This window comes from Bacteroidales bacterium (genome assembly GCA_041671145.1).
Lineage (GTDB): Bacteria > Bacteroidota > Bacteroidia > Bacteroidales > JAHJDW01 > JAQUPB01.
The window spans coordinates 93073-115292 of the sequence record JBAZBZ010000007.1 but is presented as its reverse complement, the minus strand read 5'-3'; the positions used below and the strand labels follow the sequence as shown (position 1 = coordinate 115292).

Sequence of the window (22220 nt, the reverse complement as noted above, 5' to 3'; positions counted from 1 at the left end):
TTTATTTTTTTAGATATTTTCTTATTATTTCAAGTCGCAATATATACAATTTTATTTTATCAAAAAAATTTAATATTAAATTTATAGTTTCAAGATATAAAGTTACATATAAAATTAAAGTGAAACCCAGAATGGTAATAATATTAGCAAAATATGTATTCCAAAAGCGTCCCATAAAATATTTCCGGGGGGCAAGAAAATGTGTGCAGTAATTAAAATAACTTAATTTCTGAGGGTCTTTGTATATGGGGTCAATTTTCTGAACAAGTCGGTTGTTAATATGAACTATAGGTTTTTCGGCAAAAGTATTTTGAGCAAAATAGCTTAAACTTCTATTGTAGTTTTCATCATAAGAATTTATATATTCGAGTCGTTTAGAATATTTTTTTTGTAATGAATCAACAAATTTGTCTTTATTTGAATTAACATGATTGAATTTCGTTTTGTAATAATTTTGTAATTTATCAATATATGAATATGTACTATCAGCTATTTCATTGTTGAAATTTTGCAAGTTTAATTTATTCAAATAACCGAATTTTATTTGTGGAACTTTTTTCGTTTCCGATGTCAATTCATCTTTAAGCAACTTTAAATCTTTTTTAGCTATTGGTTGAGTTGATTTGTTTACTTTGGTTTCAACTTCATATTTATCAATAATAGCTTTTAATTCGGGCAAATAATAAACATTTTTGTAATTGAGTTCGCTTTCGGCTTTATTGAATAAATACAATGGTTTTTCATATTTATTTTTTGTAAATTGTTCAACAATCAATGCTTCAAATGCCCATTTCGACGGCATAAATTCGGCAATAATTGGAACATTTTCTTTGCCACCACCGATAATGCTGTTTATTTTATCGAAATTAAAAACCGCACCTGCTAATATCAATTGCGGAATAACAAGAAAAGGAATAACTATATATATGTTTACAACTGAATTAAACGATGCGGAAAGATTAAGTCCCATCATATTGGCACTTAATGAAACAACGAAAAGCACCAGCCAGTAAGAAAAATACATATCTCTTATGCCTATTATATAATTACCAACAATTACAAACAAAAAACTTTGTATTGCTGAAATTATTGATAAAATCATTACTTTTGAAATTAAATAGCTTGTCCTGCTTAGATTCAGAAATTCTTCTCTTTTTAAAATTTTCCTGTCTCTGAAAATTTCTTCGGCACTAACACTCAAACCAAGAAAAATAATAAATATTACTGAAGTAAAAATGTAAGCAACAAGATTATCGTTCTCCCTGAAAATATATTTACTATTATCTGAATTACCCACATAGTAAACTATTGAAGCAATAATAAATGCTATAATAGGTGATTCGAGCAGATTTATTAAAACATACTGTCTGTTTGATAATTTAGAATATATATCTCTTTTGAAGAAAACCAAAAATTGTTTCCAGCGGTTAGGAATTTTTAATATTTCCGGAAGAGAGTTATTTATTTTTGTTTGTTCTTTCTGTTTATGATTTTTATTAACTTCAACTTCTTTATTATATAGGTTATTCCATTCTTTCGGTTTTATTTTTCTATGTCTTGAAAATCTACCGAATTCATCAACAGTACGGGCATCAATTATACTGAAAATATTTTCAACATTTATATTACCGCAGGCAAAACATTCGCCAATATCACTATTAAGCTGATTTGCTTTTTTCTTGAAATACATTACAGCATTAATAGGATTTCCAAAGTAAATCGGGTATCCGCCGGTATCCATTATAAGTATGCTGTCGAACATTTTAAAAATATCGGATGCCGGTTGATGAATAATAACAAATACAAGTTTTCCTTTTATTGTTTGCTCTCTCAGTATTTCCATCACATTTTCGGTATCGCGTGATGATAGTCCTGAGGTAGGTTCATCAATAAATAAAACTGAGGGTTCTCTCAATAATTCCAAACTTATATTAAGTTTTTTTCTTTCTCCCCCACTTATTCTTTTATTTAAAGGACTCCCAACTTTAAAATCTTTTATATGAGTTAATTCAAGATTATGGATAATACTTAAAACTTTTTCTTTTATTTCCTTTCCTGAAAGGTCTTTAAAAATCAAACTGGCATTATAATATAAATTCTCGAAGACAGTTAAATTTTCAATCAGCATATCATCGTGTGGAACAAACCCGATTACTCCTTTTAATTTGTCTTTTTCTTTATGAACATTTATTCCGTTAATCAATATTTCTCCATTCGAAGGAGTTTCCATACCACACAATACATTCAACAATGTTGTTTTTCCTGCTCCATTTGAACCCATTATTCCGCAAAGGTTTCCTGATGTTTCACTGAAATTAACATTATGCAATCCTTTATAACCGTCTTTAAAAACAAATTCCAAATCGTTTACTTCGAAAGAAATTGGAGATTCGATTGTATCTTCATAAAATCTGGCGGAAATAACCGGAAAAAATATCGGATTGGTTTTAGGGGTTTTTATTATACTTCCTTTTGCCAGTAAATATATTTTGTTTTTTTTAATTTGTAATCCATTTAGAAATACTTCCCTGCCACTTATAAATTTAAATACAAATAAATCAGCACTGCTGATTTTCAAAATAACAATTTCGGTTAACAACTCATTTATTACAATACTTTTGCTCTTTTTGTTTTCTAAAACTTTGTTGCCAATTATTAAAAATTCTTTGTGGTCGATTAAAGAAAAATCATCACCTTTTTTAAAGTTTATAAAAGATTTAATTATATTAAATTCTGCCCGGCTGATTTTAAATACATCAACTATTGTTTCTACAATGGGCAAACATTGCTTAATCTTTCTTTTACCTGAGCATACGAATTCAATTATACGAATTAAAACTATAACTTTTTGTTTGTATGAAAGGGTTTCGTTTATTTTATCGGAAATACTTTTTATTTTCTGAATGCTTTTTATTGTACATTCAGGGGGTTCCGGTTCTTCAACTTCAATTTCACTTATATATCTATCAAACAAAACAAAATATTCCTCAAAAGTGCTTTCATTAAGTTGTTCTTTCAAAAACGAATGAACATATTCAAGCTCCTTAATGCCAAGTCCGCCGGTTTGCCTGGAAATAATAGCAAATAACTGCATCAACGCTTTTAAAATTTCTTCACTCATTGTTTAGTTTTCAGTTCTCAGTTTTTAGTTTCGACGAGTTGTTGTCGGAACTTCTTTTCATTCAATTTTCAGTTTATTGTTTAAAGATATTATATTTTTGCAAATTAAAAATCAAATATATTTTATTTTTGGGTATTTCTAAAAATTCGGATATCGAGGCGGACAAGAAATTCAAACCGGAGTTAACTTTCCGTTAATGAGAATTTGGATTTCGAAGTCCAACGATGAGATACGGATTTTTTTTTGAGATACCCATTAAGTTTTTTGTTTTTTCTTTCTTGCTGCCGGGAAAAGAACATTATTTAATATCAATCTATATCCCGGTGAATTGGGGTGCAAGCTTAAATCTGTTTTAGGGTCGCCGACAAAATGCTTATAATCCTCAGGGTCGTGCCCTCCATAAAATGTAAATGTTCCTTTACCAAACTCGCCATGAATGTATCTTGCTTCATTAGCCGATTTATTCTCGCCCATAATTAACACACTGGTTTTAACATAATTTTTATTAAAAGCGGTTGTCTGCCCCATAAATCCTTTTATCACTTTTTCGTGACTCTGGCAAAGCATTGTGGGAACAGGATCCCATTTAGCAGAGAAATCAAATAAAGTAAACAAGTCATCGCTTTGCTGCACTTTTCTTGTGTTGCTTACATCTATATTTGAGTGTTCATAAGCAAATGGATTATCGCTTATAGTAAAATCAGTAAATGTAAAACAGTTATCATAATTAAGTTTCTTCTGCATCTCTTTATCGGATGGGTCGCCATCGAACATTGACTGACAAATATCAATACCATCGGCAGCAAGAGCAATGTCATACGTATCGGTTGCAGAGCACATGGCAAACATATATCCTCCGCCTGCAACAAAATCTCTGATTTTTTTCGCAACTGCAAGTTTACATAGTGAAACTTTATTAAACCCCAATTTTCTTGCAGTTTCCTCGTTTGTTCTCACATCTTCAATGTACCACGGCGCATTCTGGTATGCAGCCCAGAATTTTCCGTATTGTCCTGTAAAATCCTCATGATGAAGGTGAAGCCAATCATATAATGGTAATTTACCTTGCATGACTTCTTCGTCAAAAACAATATCATAAGGAATTTCGGCATAAGTAAGGACAAGCGTAACGGCATCATCCCACGGAAGTTTATTCTTTGGTGAATAAACTGCTATTTTGGGTGCTTTTTCGAGCTTTACAACATCCTGATTAATTTCGGGATTTGATATTTCCTGAATTATAGCTTCCGCTTGAACATCGGCTATAATATCAAAAGAAACTCCTCTGATAACACATTCCGATTCAAATTCTTTTATGTCCTTAAATAAAAAACTTCCTCCTCTGTAATTCAGCAACCACTTTATTTCAACATTGTTTTTCAAAATCCAGTATGCAATGCCATAAGCTTTCAAATGGTCTTTCTGAACATTATCCATAGGTATGAGAATATATGACGCTTTAGATGATAATACAGAAAAAAGAATAATACCAAATAATATTTTTTTAAAAATACCCATTAAACAAAACTATTTTCGATTTAAGAGAAATAAGTCAATTGTCATTTGCCAAAAGTAATTAGAATTTGTCCATAATATAGCATAAAAAATAATGAACATCGAATAACAAATGTCGAATGTCGAAGTTATTTCAGCAATTCGACAATTTAACAATAAAACAACCGCAAACCACAAACGACAAACACTTTTAATTATTTTACAAACTAAAAAGGTTGATTATCCGTTTAATTTTCTTGTTCATTCATTTTTGAAGGAAAAGTTTTTGTAACTCTTGGTTCTTCATCAGTTGCTATAATTCCTGACAAATCATAGTCCTGCGATTCCAAATCAGTAAATTTAGCAAATTTATCAATAAAGCGTACTGTAATATCTTTCAATGCTCCATTTCTGTGTTTTGCAATTATCAGTTCCGAATATCCCTGTGGTAATTCTCCGGCTTCATTTCCAGCTATTTTATAATATTCAGGGCGATAAATAAACATAACAATGTCAGCATCCTGTTCTATAGCACCTGATTCTCTGAGGTCGGAAAGAATTGGTCTTTTACTTGAACTTCGGGTTTCTACAGCACGACTCAATTGAGAAAGGGCAATTATCGGAATGTCGAGTTCTTTTGCCAAGCTTTTAATAGCTCTTGAAATACCGCTTATTTCCTGTTCTCTGTTAAAATTCCTTGAATCTCCAGACGCAGACATAAGTTGCAAGTAATCAAGAACAACAAGCTGGATGTCTTTTTGGGCTTTTAATCTCCGGCATTTTGCACGAAGTTCAAATATTGACAATGCGGGTGTATCATCAATAAAAATAGGGGCATCAGCAAGTTGTTTTATTTTTGAATGCAATTGCTCCCATTCGTATTGCTGCAAATCTCCCCTTCTAAGCTTATCGGAAGATATTTCTGCTTCACTTGATATCAAACGCATTACTAACTGCGTTGCCGACATTTCAAGTGAAAAAACAGCAACAGGGATATTATGTTCAATAGCCATATTCCTTGCCATGGTTAATGAAAATGCCGTTTTACCCATTCCAGGTCGCGATGCAACAATTATAAGGTCGGATCTTTGCCATCCGGCAGTTACCCTGTCCAAATCAACAAAACCCGAAGGAATGCCGCTAAGGTTATTTCCCTTGGTACCGGCATTCTGCATTTCTTCAATGGCTTTATTTATAAGTAAAGAAATATCTTCATGTGTGCGCCTTAAATTGATTTCGCTAACTGCAAAAAGATTTTTTTCAGCTTCATTAAGCAAATCAAAAACATCGGTCGTATCTTCATAAGCTTTGTTGATAATATTACCGGATATGCTGATAAGTTCGCGCTGAATGTATTTTTCAATAATAACACCTGCATGATATTCGATATTTGCAGAAGAAGCCACTCTGTTTGTAAGCTGAGTAACATAATACGGACCGCCAACTGCTTCCAGCTCTCCTATTTGTTTAAGCTCGTTTGTAACCGTTAAAATATCCACAGGCTCCGACCTTGAAAACAGACGAAGTATTGATTGATATATTTTTTTGTGATTATCATTATAAAAACATTCAGGCCGTAATTTATCGATTACGGATGTTAATGCGTCTTTCTCAAGCATCATAGCTCCAAGTACAGCTTCTTCCAAATCCACAGCCTGAGGTTGAAGTTTTCCATGTTCCAATATTTGTTGCGTAGCGGTGCTTTTTTTCTGCATCCTCTTTTTACTTCCACTATTATTTTCTTGTTCCTGCTTTGTCATTTTAAATAATCACTTTCTGGTTTTAATAAAATTAATATTTCGATTTTCCTTATAATATTTTCAGTACATTTATTTTAATATTAAAACGTGTTGATATATACTCTTAGTTGATTGAATACAAAAGAATTTTAGAGTTTTTTATTATTATTTTTATAAAAGGGTTTCAAAAATAATAAAAACCTGTGATTTAATCAATAATATTTTCAACAATCAGAGGAATTATTTCTTTTTTTTCTCTTTCACAAAAACATACTGGGTTATAATAATTAAAACAATTGTAAATAAAGAGCTGAGAATAACTCTTAACAATGTTGAAAAGAAATCGGCAAATCTAAAAGCTTCAATATAAAAAAGTGCAAAATGATGAACAAAAGTAATAATTGCGGCATAAGTAAGAAAAGAATATAAACCCATATCTTTAACTGAGGGCTGCGTGATATATTCATAATCATCTTTTGTATAAACATAATTTATTGTAAATGGACGAATAAACGCTGCAAACAAGCAAGCTGCCGCATGCATCCCTATTGTATCCGAAAACATGTCAATACTTATACCCATTGCAAACGAAAATATAAGCAACAGCCAGTTGGGCGTTCTGAATGGTAGCATTAAAATAAAAACAATATATAAATAAGGATTTATATATCCGCCGAGAAGAATATTATTAAGTATTAATACCTGAAAAAGTATTAATACTATGAAGCGAACAATATTTTTAGTTATTGTATCTGTCATTATTTGTTTTTTCTAATTCTTTAACTTCATTTCTCATCAAACTATTAACGACATATACATATTTAATCCTAGTGAAATCTGTTGAAAGCTTAACATAAATCCTATAAAAAGTTTCAGTTGGAGGACTTCGGAATGAAACAACGGTTCCTATAATAATTCCCTCCGGAAACATCACTGAATAACCGCTTGTAACAATTGTATCACCAATACTTATTTTAACATGATTTGAAATATCTTTTAATGTTGCAATTTCTATATTGTTACCATCCCAAAACAACGAACCGAATGCTCCTCTTTTTTTAATTTTTGCACTTATTTTTACATCCTTGTGCAGAAATGAAATAACAGAAGCAAAATTATCAGATGCCTCATTAACTATTCCAACAATTCCCTGAGCACAGATTACAGCCATGTCGGGACGAACACCTTCTTTTCTGCCTTTGTTTATAGTAATAAAATTGCTGTGTTTCGAAACGGAATTATTTATAACTTTTGCCGATATGTAGCTGTATTCCTGCCTTAAAACAGAATCTTTTACCGAAAATATTTTTTTATTTATAAAAGAATATGAATTCCCTGAAGCTGAACGAAGTTTTGCGTTCTCTTCTGCAAGCTGTTCGTTTAATTTTCTTAAATTAAAATACTCTACAGCATTTGCATATTTCGAATAAACATAACCAACCATTACATTTGAAGAATTAAAAAACATGGCTCTTTGATAATAATTATTACGAACAATCAGCGAGAAGCATAAAATTTCCAACCCTATAAAAAGTATTATAAAATTGTACTTTAATATATATATTAATAAATTACGCATGAATTTTGAAAACGATATTATTTAGAGTTTGTCCATAATGTCCGATTTCTTCGTTACTCTCGTTTTAAAAACCAGTCATTTACTACAGTAAACTCCTGATTTTTAAAACTTCAAAAGCCTCGAACTCGGACATTCCGAACGAAACTCTCGACTTTATGGACAAACACTATTTAAAGGCAGCAAAGCAACATTAAAAAAAAGTGAAATCGAGAAATTAATTCCTAATTTTTAATTTTCCATTTTTTATATTCTTCATTCAAACCGGTAAGAACTTTTTTTGTAATATCTAATTTTTCATTAGCATACAGAATGACCAAACCGGGAGTATACCCGAAAATGTATGTATAATTTTTATTTCTGTTAAATCTTTTTAAAAAGGCAGTAACCGTATCGTGAATTACAGTATTCATTTTTTGAGTTTCGTCAGTGAATTTTGAGCTCAGCTCTTGGTCGAGTTGCATTATATTTTTTTGTTTTTCCTGAAGCATAGCTTCGGTTTTCTTTTGCTCTGCCAAAGACAATGATGCTCCTTTTTTAAGATAAGATTCATATTCATTCTGAAATTGCCTTGCTTTTGCTTCATATTGTGAACGCATTTGTTTTTCCATTTCCTCAAGATTCTTTTTTGTATCAAGCATAAACGAATATTTTTCGTTTATCGAATCGTTGTTCACATAAACAACAGTATTATCTGATGATATGGAAATTTTAGAAGTTTCTTCAGCAGGTTGTTTTTTTGCTTTTAGCAACAAAGCAAAAATAATAACCACAAAAACCGCCAGCACAATGTTTATTGCAATTAATAGCTTGTTCATTTTTTTTAATTTTAAACTGTAAACTTCAAACTGAAAACTACTTTTAATATTACTTATCTTTTGTTTATATATTCCCTACCTTGCGTCGCACAATACATTTCAACAATTAATTTATTTTTCTGCTTGCGACGCTAACCACGTGATATTTATTTACCCCGTGCTAAAGCACGGGGCTATTAACATTTAAACCCTACGGGTTTATTTCAAATAAGCTAACTTGTATTAAATTTATTCAGTGGAACTACTGTGTTTTTTTAACTTTAAACTTTAAACTATTTTAATTTCCGTATTCCGAAATAAATTTTATTCTCATAATTCTTATTTCTTCTTCAGTGTATTCATCTTCGCCCAATTCCTTTATAGCTAATTCTATTGAATCGGATTCGGCTGTTTTAAAATATTTAAATATATTTTCCTGATGTTCTACATCAATATACCTGTTTATAAAATAATCGAGGTCTAATTTTGTTCCCGAAGCCACAATGCTCTCAAGTTCATTATAAAGTTCTTCCAGCGTAATTCCTTTTGCACTTGCAATATCTTCGAAAGCAACTTTCCTGTCGATGCTTTGAATAATAAAAACTTTAAGTCCCGATTTATTAATAACCGATTTAACAACCATATCCATAGGTCGTTCTATTTCGTTTTCTTCAACGTACTTGGCAATAAGTTCAATAAAAGGTTTGCCATATTTTGCTGCTTTGCCGACACCAACGCCTGTTATCTGTTTTAATTCATCGAGTGTAATAGGATATTGAATTGCCATGTCTTCGAGCGAGGGGTCCTGAAAAATCACAAATGGCGGAAGATTTTCTTTCTTTGAGATTTTTTTCCTCAAATCTTTCAGCATTGCAAAAAGTGTACGGTCGGTAGTGCTTGTTTTCTGTCCACCGGATTCATCAAAAAAGTCATCTTCTTCACTTTTTTCATAATCGTGGTCATGAGTAAGCATGATTGAATACGGATTTTTCAAAAATTCCGTTCCCTCTTTTGTAACTTTCAGCAAACCGTAGTTTTCAATATCTTTTGATAATAAGCGAGCAATCAATGCCTGACGAACTACAGCATTCCAGAATTTTTCGTCCTTATCATCACCTTTACCGAATACTTCAAGTTTATTGTGTTTATACGATTTTATAGTTGATGAATTCTTTCCGATAATAATATTAATAATATGTTTGGCTTTGAACTGTTGCTTAACGGCAATAACTGCTTCAATAAAAATAGCAACATATTCTTTTCCTTCAAATTTTGCTTTCGGATGCAAGCAATTGTCACAACTCTGGCAATTTTCTTCTGTATATATCTCACCGAAATAATGAAGAAGTTGTTTTCTTCGGCATACTGATGATTCGGCATAAGCAACCGTTTCGAGAAGTAATTGTTTTGCGATTTCCTGTTCGGCAACAGGTTTTCCCTTAGAAAATTTTTCGAGTTTCTGAATATCATCATAGCTGTAAAATGCTATACATACGCCCTCTCCATCATCTCTTCCCGAACGACCGGTTTCCTGATAGTATCCTTCCAGACTTTTAGGTATATCATAATGTATGACATATCTCACGTCAGGTTTGTCAATGCCCATTCCAAATGCAATTGTTGCTACAATCACATCAATATCTTCCATTAAAAATTTATCCTGTGTAGTTCTCCTGATTTCCGGTTCCAGTCCGGCATGATATGGAAGTGCTCTGATTCCGTTAACCTGAAGTGTTTCGGCAAATTCTTCAACTTTTTTTCTGCTGAGGCAATAAATTATGCCCGATTTGCCCATATTGTTTTTAATGTATCTTATTATTTCTTTATTTACATTATGCTTGGGACGAACTTCGTAATATAAATTAGGTCTGTTGAATGATGCCTTAAAAACTCTTGCATTCAACATTCTCATATTTTTTTGTATGTCCTGCTGAACTTTTGGTGTAGCAGTTGCAGTAAGAGCCATTACAGGAACTTTCTTTCCTATTTTATCTATTATCGGACGCAATCTTCTGTATTCAGGTCTGAAGTCATGTCCCCATTCAGAAATACAATGAGCTTCATCTATTGCATAAAAAGAAATGTTAATTGTTTTTAAGAATTTTACATTTGCCTCTTTAGTCAGCGATTCGGGAGCAACATAAAGAAGTTTTGTTTTACCTGAAGTCAAATCATTTTTCACTTCGGCAATTTCGGTTTTTGTTAACGAAGAATTGAGGAAATGAGCAATTCCGGTTTCAGAGCCGAATCCCCTCATTGCGTCAACCTGATTTTTCATCAAAGATATCAGAGGGGAAACAACTATTGCCGTTCCTTTAACAACCAGTGCAGGCAATTGATAACACATTGATTTTCCTCCACCCGTAGGCATTATAATAAATGCATCTTTCCCTTCAAGCAGGTTTTTAATTACTGCTTCCTGTTGTCCTTTAAAACTATCAAATCCAAAATGCTTCTTTAAATAATACTTTAAAGGGTGCTCAAGTTTTACTGTCATTTAATTAATTTATTTATGAAAAAAATTTACTTTTGCTTTTATTAATATTTACTGTAAAATTAAAATTTTTTGTTAATATCAAAAATAAATTAAAAAATATTATTAAAAAATATTATTTATGATTTTTTTAGATTTATTTATATAGTAAGATGTAAGATTGATAATTTTTAACTTGAATAATTCACAAAATATTACAAATCGTTATTTAGCTTCGCTCTACTTTGTGTTACTTTGTGGTAAAAAATTTCAACCATCAAATTGCACAAAGGTTATTTCAAAGTTTCACAAAGTTTATGAATTATACATATTAAATAAGCATCCTGATATTATTACCTCAAATCAACAATAAAAAAAATAAAATCAAAATCTTTTTTAAAAAAATGAATATTCTGCTTATAAATCCTCCGGGTACTGTTACCTTTGTCAATCCGCCATTAGGCATTCTATATATTGCTGCAATATTAAAAAAAGAGAATCATAACATTTCTATTATTGATTACAATCTGGAAAACCTGAATTATCAAAAGTTGTTTGATTTTATTAATGAAAAAGAAATTAAAGCAATTGGCATTTCTATTGTAACACCAAAGGTATATAGCGCAATGGATATGGCTGCTGCAATAAGAAAAAACTTTCCCGAAATATTTATTATTGCAGGAGGACCTCATGCAACACTAATGCCCGAACAATTAATGAATGAATGCCCTGCTATTAATTACGTAATTCAGGGTGAAGGCGAATTCAGGATGAGAGATTTAATTAGAAACCTTGAAAAAAAATTACCTGTTAACGAAATTGATGGATTAGCTTTTAAGAAAGATGGCAAAATAATAAATAATCCACCTCAAAATTCTATTGAAGACATAAATATTTTACCGATGCCATCAAGAGAATTGATTGACATTAATAAGTATAGTTCTTATATGAAAACAATTCTGTCGCCTGCCACCACAATGATTACAAGTCGCGGATGCCCATATAAATGTATTTATTGCTCAAAGCCAATTACAGGAAAAAAAATAAGAAGTTTAAATCCCGAAAATGTTGTAAACGAAATTCAATTTTTAGTTGACAATTATAAAATAAGGGAAATTATATTTTACGATGATTCTTTTACTTTCAATCAGGAACGCGTTTTGGAAATTTGTAATTTAATTATTCAAAAGGGCATAAAAATAAAATGGCATTGCGAAACAAGAGTTAATTTGATAAACGAAAATTTATTAAAGAAAATGAAAGAAGCAGGATGTTATCTTATTGGCTATGGCATTGAATCGGGCAGCAACAGATTACTAAAAATACTGCAAAAAGGAATTACCATAGAACAAATTGAGAATGCTGTTTCAATCACAAAAAAAGCCGGCATTAAAGTTTTGGGATATTTTATGTTTGGAATTCCGGGCGAAACAGAAGAAGACATAAAACAAACGATTAAATTATCCAAAAAATTAGGAGTAGATTTCGCTCAGTTTTCAATTGCCACAGCATATCCGGGAACCGAACTTTTTGAAATTGCAAAATCGCAGAATAAAGTTTCCGCCGATTGGTCGAAAAGTATTTATGCACTGGGCAGCAAACCAATAATAAGTATTTCTGATATTCCTGTTGAAAAACTATACTCATATATGAAAAAAGCCTATTTTTCATTTTATTTTCGCCCGTTATATATTTTCAATAAAATAAAAAACATAAAAACACTTAACGATTTCTTATATTATTTTCGAGGATTAAAAACAATGTTAAAAGTATAATAAGTACTTAAAGTTTATGAAATATTTATTATAGTAGGACAATTATGTTTTTTATAAAAAAGTTAACTTTGCATAAATAAAAACAACAAATGGAAAACACTCTTACAATTATAATGCCTGCTTATAATGAAGAAGAATCATTAAAATCATTTATTCCCGAGGTAATAGATAATTGCAAAAAGAACTCATATAAATTAATAATAGTAAATGACGGCTCAAAAGACAATACTAAAGAAATCCTGAAAGGTTTTTCTGATAAGGAAGATTTCATAAAAATAATAAATCATAAAGTTAATAAAGGATATGGCGGTGCTATAAAAAGCGGCATATTAAATGCAACTACTGATTATGTAGTTACAATAGATGCCGATGGACAGCATAATCCTTCGGATATTCCCAACTTATTTTCAAAGCTGAAAGAAAGTGATGCTGACATGATTGTCGGTTCAAGAATAGAAGAAAAAATAAATAATTATTACAGACATGTCGGGAAATCAATAATAAGAAAGTTTGCAAAATTAGTTATGACAGTTCCGATACGCGACATTAATTCGGGAATGAAATTATACAATACCGAGCTGGCGAAAAAATATATTCCGCTTAGCCCCGATACAATGGCTTTCAGTGATATTATTGCTTTGATGTTTTTAAATCAGAAACATCTTGTTTTAGAAGAACCCGTACAAATACGTGCAAGAGAAAAAGGTAAAAGTACAATTTCAACAAATACTGCATTCAATACAATTCTCGCTATTTTGAGTGTGCTTGTGCTTTTCAATCCGATGAGAGTATTTCTTCCGATAGCATTTATTAATATTGTTTTCGGCATTCTCTGGGGATTACCTTTTTTAATCATGGGACGTGGTGTTAGTAACGGAGCAATAATTACAATAATTTCAGGAATACTTTTCTTTTTCCTTGGCTTAATTGCCGACCAGCTTTCAATGCTCCGTAAAGAAAGATTAAAATAATTTTTAACTACAAAAATAAAAGCGATTGGAAAACCACACTTTTGTAATTCCGGCATACAAAGATTCACCATACTTAGAAGAGTGTATTATAAATTTAAAAAATCAAACTTCAAAAAGCAATATTATAATCACAACATCCACTCCTTCGGAACACATCGAAAACATTGCAAAAAAATACAATATTGATTATTATATAAATGAATCAAAAACCGGAATTGCCAACGATTGGAATTTTGCTTTATCCAAAGCCAAAACAAAGCTTATTACAATAGCCCATCAGGATGATATTTATGAAAGTGATTTTGTTGAAAGTATTTTTAAAAAAAATAATACAGCAAAAAGAATTCTTATTTTTTTTACAGATTACATTGATTTGATTGAAAACAAAGACAGAGATTTTTCTTTAAATCATATAATAAAAAAAATGCTTCTTTTTCCTTTTCTTATTAAATCAACAATTAGCAGTACATTTTTAAAGAAATTCGTTTTGCTTTTTGGCGACCCTATTTGTTGTCCTTCCGTTACTTTAAATATGGAAGAATTAAAAAGTTTTTCTTTTTCCACCGGGTTTGATGTAAATCCCGATTGGTATGCGTGGTTAGAACTGGCGAAACATGAAGGCGCATTTATTTACATAAATAAAAAGCTCATGAAGCATCGCATTCATGCAGAAATGGAAACATTAAAACAAATAAAATCGAACAAACGACTTGAAGAAGAATTGCGAATGTTTGAAATTATGTGGGGAAAATATATCGGAAAACTTATTTCAAGAGTTTATTCTCAAAGCCATAAAGATAACATCATTTAAAAAGTATTGTCAAAATGGATACAAAAAATAAAATTACTCAGAATAAAAACGAAAGCGATTTTGTAAATACAATTGATAATATTTTCAAAAAGCACGGAATATATATATTGATTTCTTTAATAGCAATTGCTGTATTTATTGTTTTTAAAGATTTTATTCTTTTTAAGAAATTATATTTATTTAAAGATATAGGAAGTGATTCAATAAATTATAGTTATCCCCAATGTATTCATATTTCCGATTATATAAGAAACACAGGTATTCCCAAGTGGTCATTTAATCAAGGCATGGGACAAAACATATTTCCTTTCAGTTTTACCGACCCATTTAATGCACTCTTATTTATTCTTGGAAGAAACAATATCGGTTACGGAATAATATATAAAGAAATTTTAAAAATTTTTCTTGCAGGAATTTTCTTTTATTTGTTTTTAAAAAAATTATCACTCTCTGAATATCCTGCTATAATTGGCGGAATTTCATATTCCTTTTCAAGCTTCATAATACTTGGTGGTTGTTGGGATATATTTTCTACAGAAGCCGTATATCTGGCATTCTTATTATTCTCTTTTGAAAAATTATATCAGGAGAACAAATGGTTTTTATTTCCCATTGCCATTTCATTAATTGCAATTTTACAACCTTTTGATTTATATCTGTATGGTTTATTTTTAATTATTTACATTGTTTTCCGATACCTTGAAGATAGTGAACGCCGGCATGAAAATATTTTTGTTTTGTTATTAAAAATAACGGGATTAGGATTATTAGGAATATTAATGAGTTCGTTTTTTTTCATTAACGAACTAATACAAATGATGGACAGCTCCAGAGTGAGTGGAGACAATTCATATTTTAAACTGCTTATTTCAAAATCTATTTTTGGCTTTGAAGACAACAAACATAATATAACAGCCATAATGCGGTTATTTTCCAGCGACTTGCTGGGTACAGGCAGTAATTTCAAAGGATGGTACAATTACCTTGAAGCACCATTATTTTATTGCGGACTAATAAACTTGCTTCTTATTCCACAGCTTTTCATTTTCATAGATAAAAGAAAAAAAATAATATATTCAATTTTACTTGCCGGTATTATAATACCTGTAATTTTCCCATTTTTCAGATATACATACTGGCTATATACCGGTGATTATTATAGAGCATACTCATTATTAGTTGTTGCAGTGTTATTATTTTTCAGTATTAAGTCATTAAACTATATCATAAAAAATCCCAAAATAGATTTTAAAATATTAGTAATAACACTTGTAGTTATTTTAATTATATTGTGCTATCCCTACGAATACCTGCAAAACAATAAAAATCTCAATGAAAATTTAAGAAATACGGTTGTTGTATTTTTAATGATTTATACTATTTCAATTTTCCTTTTGCAATTTAAAAAAGCGAAAAACATAATTCAATTATTATTATTATTATTTATTTTAACAGAACTATCATTCTTTTCAAGTATTATTGTTAAAGACCGACCTGTTATAACCGGAGCTGAAAATAAAGAGAAAACAGGATACAATGATTATACAAATGATGCCGTTACTTATCTTAATACTGTTGATAAAAGTTTTTACAGAATAAATAAAGATTATTTTTCGGGACCCGTGATTGATTATAGCTATAGTGCTAACGAAGCTAAAATTCAAAATTTTAAAAGTACTCCATCTTACCATTCATTTAATCAGACGAATTACATTAAATTTCTTGTTGAGATGAATATTGTTGATGGGCGTGATGAACGGCTTACACGCTGCCACAGGGGTTTAACAAACAATCATATACTTCATGGCTTTGCAAGCATAAAATACTCTTTATCCAAAACACTTAAACCTTTTGTGCTTAATTATGGATATGATTCAATTGCGAGTTTCGGATATGTTTCAATATATAAAAACAAATATTTTCTTCCATTGGGATTTTGTTATAATAGTTATATTACCGATAAAAATTTCAAAAAATTATCGGTACAGCAAAAAGGTATTGTATTGTATAAAGCATTTGTAATAAAAGAAAAAGACACTATAAACATGAATGCTTTCCAAAAATTTAATTTAAAAGATACCGCTAAATTTTATTCATGGCAGGATTATGGCAACGATATTGCTAATCTCAAAAAAGATACGTTAGCAATTAGTGAATATAGCCAGAATAACATAAAAGGAAAAATCTCACTTAGCAAAAAGCAAATGTTATTTTTCTCAATTCCTTTCGATAAGGGATGGTCTGTAAGTATTGATGGAAATACCGTAAAACCAGTGACAACAAATATTGGATTTACAGGATTAATAGTTGATAAAGGAAATCATATTGTTGAACTTTCATTTACTCCTTTATATTTTCATTTAAGCAGAATAATCTCTTTAATTGCAATTGCTCTTTTTATTTCTTTGGTTTTCATAAAACACGCAAGAAGGCAAAAACACAGTTAATTCAGTAATAAAGAACCATTAGTTTTGATAGAAAAAATAAATTCATATATTGATTCAAAGAACAAAAACATTTTATTTTGCTTTTTTGCTTTATTGGCAATAGCTATTCGTATGTTATGTTCACTCAGGGGACACAGTTTGGATTTTGAAACACTTGACATGTCTGCAACTGCTGCTTTAAAAGGAGAAAATTTTTACACCGAAATTCCCAAAATTAGCAACTACGCTCCGATAGGATATTTCATTTTAGGAGGAATAAAATCTTTATGTTTTAATTTCAGATATGAAATGTCTCTTTTTCTTTCTTTGATTGATGTTTTAATTGCTTTTCTAGTATTTACAAGAAAAAATTATTTTGCTTCTTTATTTTTTCTGTTTTCTCCGATATCAATTATTATTAGCGGGTATCATTGCCAAATTGATAATTTGGCTATTTTATTTGCTTTGCTTGCGGTTTTTTATGTGGGAAGAAATAAAAAAATTGAAAATATGTCAATCAAGGAAACTTTTGTTTTCTCCGCTATTATAGGATTGTCATTGGTAACAAAACATATTTTTATTTTTTTCCCTATATGGATGTTTTTTAAAACAAACAAAATTAATCAAAAACTAATATTTATAATTGTACCTTTTTCAATGTTTCTTTTATCGTTTGTTCCGTTTTTGCCCAACGGAGGATATGAAAGTATAAAACAAAATGTTTTTAATTATCCTTCTTTTAATAATGCTCCTTTTTATAATGCATTTATAAATTCAACTTTAATAAATAAGATTATTTCTTTAATCAACATGACTGAATTTGCACCACGTTTGTTTTTCTTTGTGGCAGTGATAATATGCGGAATTTGCTTCAGGAAAAGAAATATTTTCGAAAGTTTTCTATTTTATCTTTTGTGTATTTTTGTTTTTTCTTCGGCAATAACAAATCAGTATTTAGTAATTCCACTATTATTTACTGCCTTTTATCCAAATATTTATAGCATTTTATTCAATATTTGGGGACTGCTATTTCTGACATTTGATTGGTGCGAATTACACTATACTTTCGCTTCAAAAAGTTTTAATCAAAAAATAACGGATATGATTATTGATAGGTATGGATATGGATATTACATTTTTGTGTTATTGCTTTTATTTAGTTTAATTCACGCACTTTACAAAAATGAAATAAAGCAATTAATAAAGAATTGTTATAATGAATGCTTGGAAGCCATTAAATTTAAAAATTGATTTCATTCAATCTCATTTTTTTGATAATTTATCTTGAATATTTCCTTCTGCCTTTTGTTTTTGAAAAATGACTGTTTTTAATTTTTCAACATAATTGCTTTTATCGTTTTTCATTATTATAATTCTATTTGAACCCAGCCAAGTCGGGTAATAATCAAGGTTAATATCTTTAACTCCTATTACTTTTTCGAACTGCTTTCTTTTGTTTGCAATATATTTATCGCAAGAAATTTCATCTTTTAAAAAAATCAAATATGAATTATTTAAAATTATTTCATTTGAATTTTTAATATTAATTAAAGAAGAAATTTGTGGTGAAAAAATAAAATTCTTATCCGGATTTTTTAAAATGTAATTTTTAACTTCACGAGCATAATCAATTTTATTTTTATTATATATGCTAATTGATGAACTTACAACGCTAATTATTGAAAACCCAATAAAAATAACAAATACAAATTTTAATATAAAAACATATTGTTTCCGTATTAAACCTAAGAGGTAATCAAATCCGAGTGCCGCTACAACAATAAAAACAGGAAAAACATATAAAAGGTTCCTTACAATCATTACTTTGAATGTTGATATAAAAATTATGTATATCAACATTGTTGCAAACATAACAGCAACATGTAGTTCTTTTTTAGATATAATGTATATTATTCCTAAAACCATTAAAATAAAAAACGAAACTGAAACAAAAGACATGTCAGAAAATAGCACAAATACTACATATTCTATTATTTTCATAAAATGAGGAAATCCGCTTTGAATTGTATATCCATAGTGACCGGTAGAATAAATATTTTTTTGATGTATTAAGCTACCTGCAAATAAAAATGGTTCACATATTGCTCCCGGTGTAGTTATTATAAAACCGATAAAACAAAAAGCAACAAACCTTAATAATTCTTTAATTGAATTTTCCGCTTCTTTTTTATTAAAAAAATCATAAAATATGTAAAACAAAATATTAATACAAACAATTCCGGCTGTGTATTTTGTACCAATCGCAATACCTGCCACAAGCGAACTCCAAATTATTTTTCTTTTAAAGTTGGTATCGAGAAATAAAATCAGAGTTGAAAGAAATGCAAACTGCACGGCAATGCAATCCGAAACTGCCCATCGCGAATGATAGCAGAATTCAAATGAAGAGCAAAACAATAATCCCGCAAAAAGAGAAATAAAAGTTTTCTTTGTAATTTTTAAGGTCAGCAAATAAACCCATATTACCGTCAAAGAAGAGATGAAGAGAAAAATATATCTTATGAAAACATAAAAATCAGAACTTAATAAAAGTGCATTAATTGGGGTTTCGCTGTTAAATATTTTGTAAATCCCGCCTGCAAAAACAACTAAATAATAACAAAATGAAGGATAAATATATAAGTGTGGCAAAAAAACGCCTGAATTAAATGAGTCACTTGCCTGCTCAACAAAAATTTCTTCATCCCAGTGATAGCCGAAATCAATTCCTATTGCTCCATTAATAAACAAAAAAAGAAATAACAGAAATGGAATAACGAAATTATATTTTTTATAAAAATTTACATCAGTCAATATTTTTATTTTTTAATTTGGCTTTTTGCCCATGCCAGATTATTCTTTGCAAGCTGGTAGTCGGGCTTTATTTTTATTGCTTTTTCACATGCTTTAATTGCTTCATCATATTTACCGAGTACATTATAAGCCGAACATATATTATTATAGGCATCGGAGTAATCGGGTTTTAATTTCAATGCCTCATTGCATGCTTCAATGCATTTTTCATACAATCCTTTTTGATAATATGTCAAACTCAAGCTTAAATAATTTTCGGGTGTTGGGTTTTTCTTTGCATTTTCCATACTTTCATCAATCTTTGTCATTTTTTTTCTGCTTGCTTCCAAGTAGCTCAATGTTACAGCATCGTTAGGTACTATTTGTAAAGTTTGTTCAACCAATGTTCCCAGATTATCCCACAAACCAAGTTCATTGTACATATTCATAAGCAAATATCTTGTTTGAATAAAATCAGGACTTATGCTTAAAGATTTTTCTGCCATTTGTCTTGCATCCCCTATCCTGTTATGCTGGAATAAAAAGTTAGCATAATAATAATACGGCTCATGCCCGCCAATGCCATAAGTAATTGCTTTTTTAAAATATTCTTCTGCTTCGGCGGGTTTATTCATGGCATTTTTAAGAACTCCAAGATTTATATACAGCAAAGAATAATAAGGATTATATATTAAAGCTTTTTCGAAATATGACAATGCCACATCATATTTGCCAGCTCCCATTTGTGTTAAGCCATAGTTCATTAAACCTCTTCCATTCATAGGGCTTTTTATAGTAACATCATGCCAAAGAGATTCTTCATCTTTCCAGACCTTATTTCTCTGATACGTTCCATAAGCATAAGATGATAATACAACAAAAACAATAATATAAATCAATTCCTGATATTTTTTATTAGAGGCAATTAAATTTTCATATTTTAATAATAATAAACTCATGCACGACACAACACTGAAAGCGAGTCCTATAAATGGGAAAAACATCCTGTGGTCATTCATTACCTCCGACAACGGAGCAACTGATGTGGGTAATAATGCAAGTGCAAACCATAGCAAACCAAATGCTATTGGTTTTGTTTCTTTCTTTTGAGATGTTTTAAATATTGTAAAAATTAATAATCCAATAAAAATCAATCCTACAATTATTCTGTCATCAAAAATATTTGTTATTACTCCCCAGTCGGTATCTGCACTAAGATTAAAAGGCAGAAAGAAAGTAATAAAATAATGAACCCAAATATATGTTTGAGTTAAAATGTAATAAAAAACAGGATTTGATAATCCTTGTATTGGAGGTGTTTTCGCTAATGTATAAATTTGAAAAATCAGAACAAAAATTAATAACGGAACAATTATTAAAATAGTTTTAAATATTATTTTAAAATTTTTATTCTTAAATAAATCGTATAGCGATAGTTCTTTTTCAAATAAAATAATATAGAAAAACAAAATTAAAGGAAGCACCAAAACAGTTTCCTTGCAGAAAACTCCAATAACAGCCGGTATAATATAAATAAACTTTTTTCTGAGATTTGGATATGAAATAAATATCGACAATGATGCTACAATACACAGCGTTGACAAAACATCTGTTCTTGATATAATATAATTTATTGTTTCAGCATTTGCAGTATGCAAAGCATACCAACCAACAGAAACAATTGCCATATAACCAGTCCATTTGTGATTAATTGACTTATTTAATATATTTTTATAAACAAAAAATAAAATAACACACATTAAAACATACCACATAAATGTAGAAAAATGAAAATAAAAAGGGTTCAATCCACCGCCAAGCCAGTAATCTATCGCTAACGTTGTAGTAATTAATGGACGGTAACCCCAATGTGAAGGTATTGAACTAAAAGTCCGAACATCTTTAAAAAACAGGGGAATATTATTGATATTAGTTATATATATATTATTTTGTATCGTATGTGAATCATCAAAATGAAACCCATTGTTGAAATGATTTGAATAGGTTACTACAATCGCAATTACAAATATAATTGCCAATATTATAATATTTTTTTTGTTTTTTTCCATGCTCTTTTTTTTGCAAAGTTAAATTTTTCAATTAAATAAATTAAATTAAAAACAGTCGTTTGAAACCTAAACTAAAGTTCATTTTTTTGTTTTAATAAAAGTTTTTTTATAAGTCCTTTGAGTTACTTTGCAAAAACCCCAGTGTGACTTTGCGGTTAAGTGAAAATATTCAACC

14 protein-coding genes are annotated in these 22220 nt (G+C 29.8%); 5 read left to right on the top strand and 9 right to left on the bottom strand.

Translation table 11 applies throughout. The annotated features are described in order from the left end of the window. Window position 1: 1 nt before the first annotated feature. The 7 genes from WC223_04320 to recQ form a co-directional block, all read right to left on the bottom strand. Window positions 2-3121 carry an ATP-binding cassette domain-containing protein gene (locus WC223_04320; GenBank protein ID MFA6923460.1) on the bottom strand — a complete coding sequence of 1040 codons (3120 nt, stop codon included), beginning with the start codon at window positions 3119-3121 and terminating at the stop codon, window positions 2-4. A gap of 255 nt (window positions 3122-3376) precedes the next feature. Next, window positions 3377-4639, bottom strand: a complete 1263-nt coding sequence (locus tag WC223_04315; protein MFA6923459.1) for an asparagine synthetase B — start codon at window positions 4637-4639, stop codon at window positions 3377-3379. Between the two features lie 224 nt (window positions 4640-4863). Next, window positions 4864-6375 carry a replicative DNA helicase gene (dnaB, locus tag WC223_04310; protein ID MFA6923458.1) on the bottom strand — a complete coding sequence of 504 codons (1512 nt, stop codon included), beginning with the start codon at window positions 6373-6375 and terminating at the stop codon, window positions 4864-4866. A gap of 219 nt (window positions 6376-6594) precedes the next feature. Next, window positions 6595-7113: a rod shape-determining protein MreD gene (gene mreD, locus WC223_04305; protein ID MFA6923457.1), complete on the bottom strand. Its 519-nt coding sequence runs from the start codon at window positions 7111-7113 to the stop codon at window positions 6595-6597. Next, window positions 7094-7933 carry a rod shape-determining protein MreC gene (mreC, locus tag WC223_04300; GenBank protein ID MFA6923456.1) on the bottom strand — a complete coding sequence of 280 codons (840 nt, stop codon included), beginning with the start codon at window positions 7931-7933 and terminating at the stop codon, window positions 7094-7096. Before mreC ends, mreD begins: the two co-directional genes overlap by 20 nt. A 221-nt stretch (window positions 7934-8154) precedes the next feature. After that, entirely contained in the window at window positions 8155-8748 is a 594-nt protein-coding gene (locus WC223_04295; protein MFA6923455.1) for an OmpH family outer membrane protein, read from the bottom strand. Window positions 8749-9025: 277 nt separating this feature from the next. Beyond that, on the bottom strand, window positions 9026-11224 hold the full coding sequence (recQ, locus tag WC223_04290; protein MFA6923454.1) for a DNA helicase RecQ: 2199 nt from the start codon (window positions 11222-11224) through the stop codon (window positions 9026-9028). Window positions 11225-11604: 380 nt separating this feature from the next. On the opposite strand from recQ, the gene WC223_04285 reads away from it, so the two are divergent. The 5 genes from WC223_04285 (at window position 11605) to WC223_04265 (ending at window position 18434) form a co-directional block, all read left to right on the top strand. Then, window positions 11605-12975: a radical SAM protein gene (locus WC223_04285; protein ID MFA6923453.1), complete on the top strand. Its 1371-nt coding sequence runs from the start codon at window positions 11605-11607 to the stop codon at window positions 12973-12975. A gap of 89 nt (window positions 12976-13064) precedes the next feature. Beyond that, the gene (locus tag WC223_04280) at window positions 13065-13946 is read left to right on the top strand and encodes a glycosyltransferase family 2 protein (protein MFA6923452.1); all 882 of its coding nucleotides are present in this window, start codon (window positions 13065-13067) and stop codon (window positions 13944-13946) included. A 25-nt stretch (window positions 13947-13971) separates the two neighbouring features. Beyond that, window positions 13972-14757 carry a glycosyltransferase family 2 protein gene (locus WC223_04275; GenBank protein MFA6923451.1) on the top strand — a complete coding sequence of 262 codons (786 nt, stop codon included), beginning with the start codon at window positions 13972-13974 and terminating at the stop codon, window positions 14755-14757. Between the two features lie 14 nt (window positions 14758-14771). After that, the gene (locus WC223_04270) at window positions 14772-17204 is read left to right on the top strand and encodes a YfhO family protein (protein ID MFA6923450.1); all 2433 of its coding nucleotides are present in this window, start codon (window positions 14772-14774) and stop codon (window positions 17202-17204) included. 24 nt (window positions 17205-17228) lie between these two features. Continuing rightward, on the top strand, window positions 17229-18434 hold the full coding sequence (locus WC223_04265) for a hypothetical protein (GenBank protein ID MFA6923449.1): 1206 nt from the start codon (window positions 17229-17231) through the stop codon (window positions 18432-18434). 12 nt (window positions 18435-18446) lie between these two features. Here the strand turns inward: WC223_04265 and WC223_04260 are convergent, their stop codons facing one another. After that, entirely contained in the window at window positions 18447-19997 is a 1551-nt protein-coding gene (locus WC223_04260; GenBank protein ID MFA6923448.1) for a phospholipid carrier-dependent glycosyltransferase, read from the bottom strand. A gap of 5 nt (window positions 19998-20002) precedes the next feature. Next, window positions 20003-22045 carry a tetratricopeptide repeat protein gene (locus tag WC223_04255; protein ID MFA6923447.1) on the bottom strand — a complete coding sequence of 681 codons (2043 nt, stop codon included), beginning with the start codon at window positions 22043-22045 and terminating at the stop codon, window positions 20003-20005. Between the last annotated feature and the right edge of the window lie 175 nt (window positions 22046-22220).

Excerpts from the sequence above, each read along its gene's own strand:
- WC223_04320 (MFA6923460.1), bottom strand. The coding sequence starts at position 3,121 with ATGAGTGAAGAAATTTTAAAAGCGTTGATGCAGTTATTTGCTATTATT.
- WC223_04315 (MFA6923459.1), bottom strand. The coding sequence starts at position 4,639 with ATGGGTATTTTTAAAAAAATATTATTTGGTATTATTCTTTTTTCTGTA.
- dnaB (MFA6923458.1), bottom strand. The coding sequence starts at position 6,375 with ATGACAAAGCAGGAACAAGAAAATAATAGTGGAAGTAAAAAGAGGATG.
- mreD (MFA6923457.1), bottom strand. The coding sequence starts at position 7,113 with ATGACAGATACAATAACTAAAAATATTGTTCGCTTCATAGTATTAATA.
- mreC (MFA6923456.1), bottom strand. The coding sequence starts at position 7,933 with ATGCGTAATTTATTAATATATATATTAAAGTACAATTTTATAATACTT.
- WC223_04295 (MFA6923455.1), bottom strand. The coding sequence starts at position 8,748 with ATGAACAAGCTATTAATTGCAATAAACATTGTGCTGGCGGTTTTTGTG.
- recQ (MFA6923454.1), bottom strand. The coding sequence starts at position 11,224 with ATGACAGTAAAACTTGAGCACCCTTTAAAGTATTATTTAAAGAAGCAT.
- WC223_04285 (MFA6923453.1), top strand. The coding sequence starts at position 11,605 with ATGAATATTCTGCTTATAAATCCTCCGGGTACTGTTACCTTTGTCAAT.
- WC223_04280 (MFA6923452.1), top strand. The coding sequence starts at position 13,065 with ATGGAAAACACTCTTACAATTATAATGCCTGCTTATAATGAAGAAGAA.
- WC223_04270 (MFA6923450.1), top strand. The coding sequence starts at position 14,772 with ATGGATACAAAAAATAAAATTACTCAGAATAAAAACGAAAGCGATTTT.
- WC223_04255 (MFA6923447.1), bottom strand. The coding sequence starts at position 22,045 with ATGGAAAAAAACAAAAAAAATATTATAATATTGGCAATTATATTTGTA.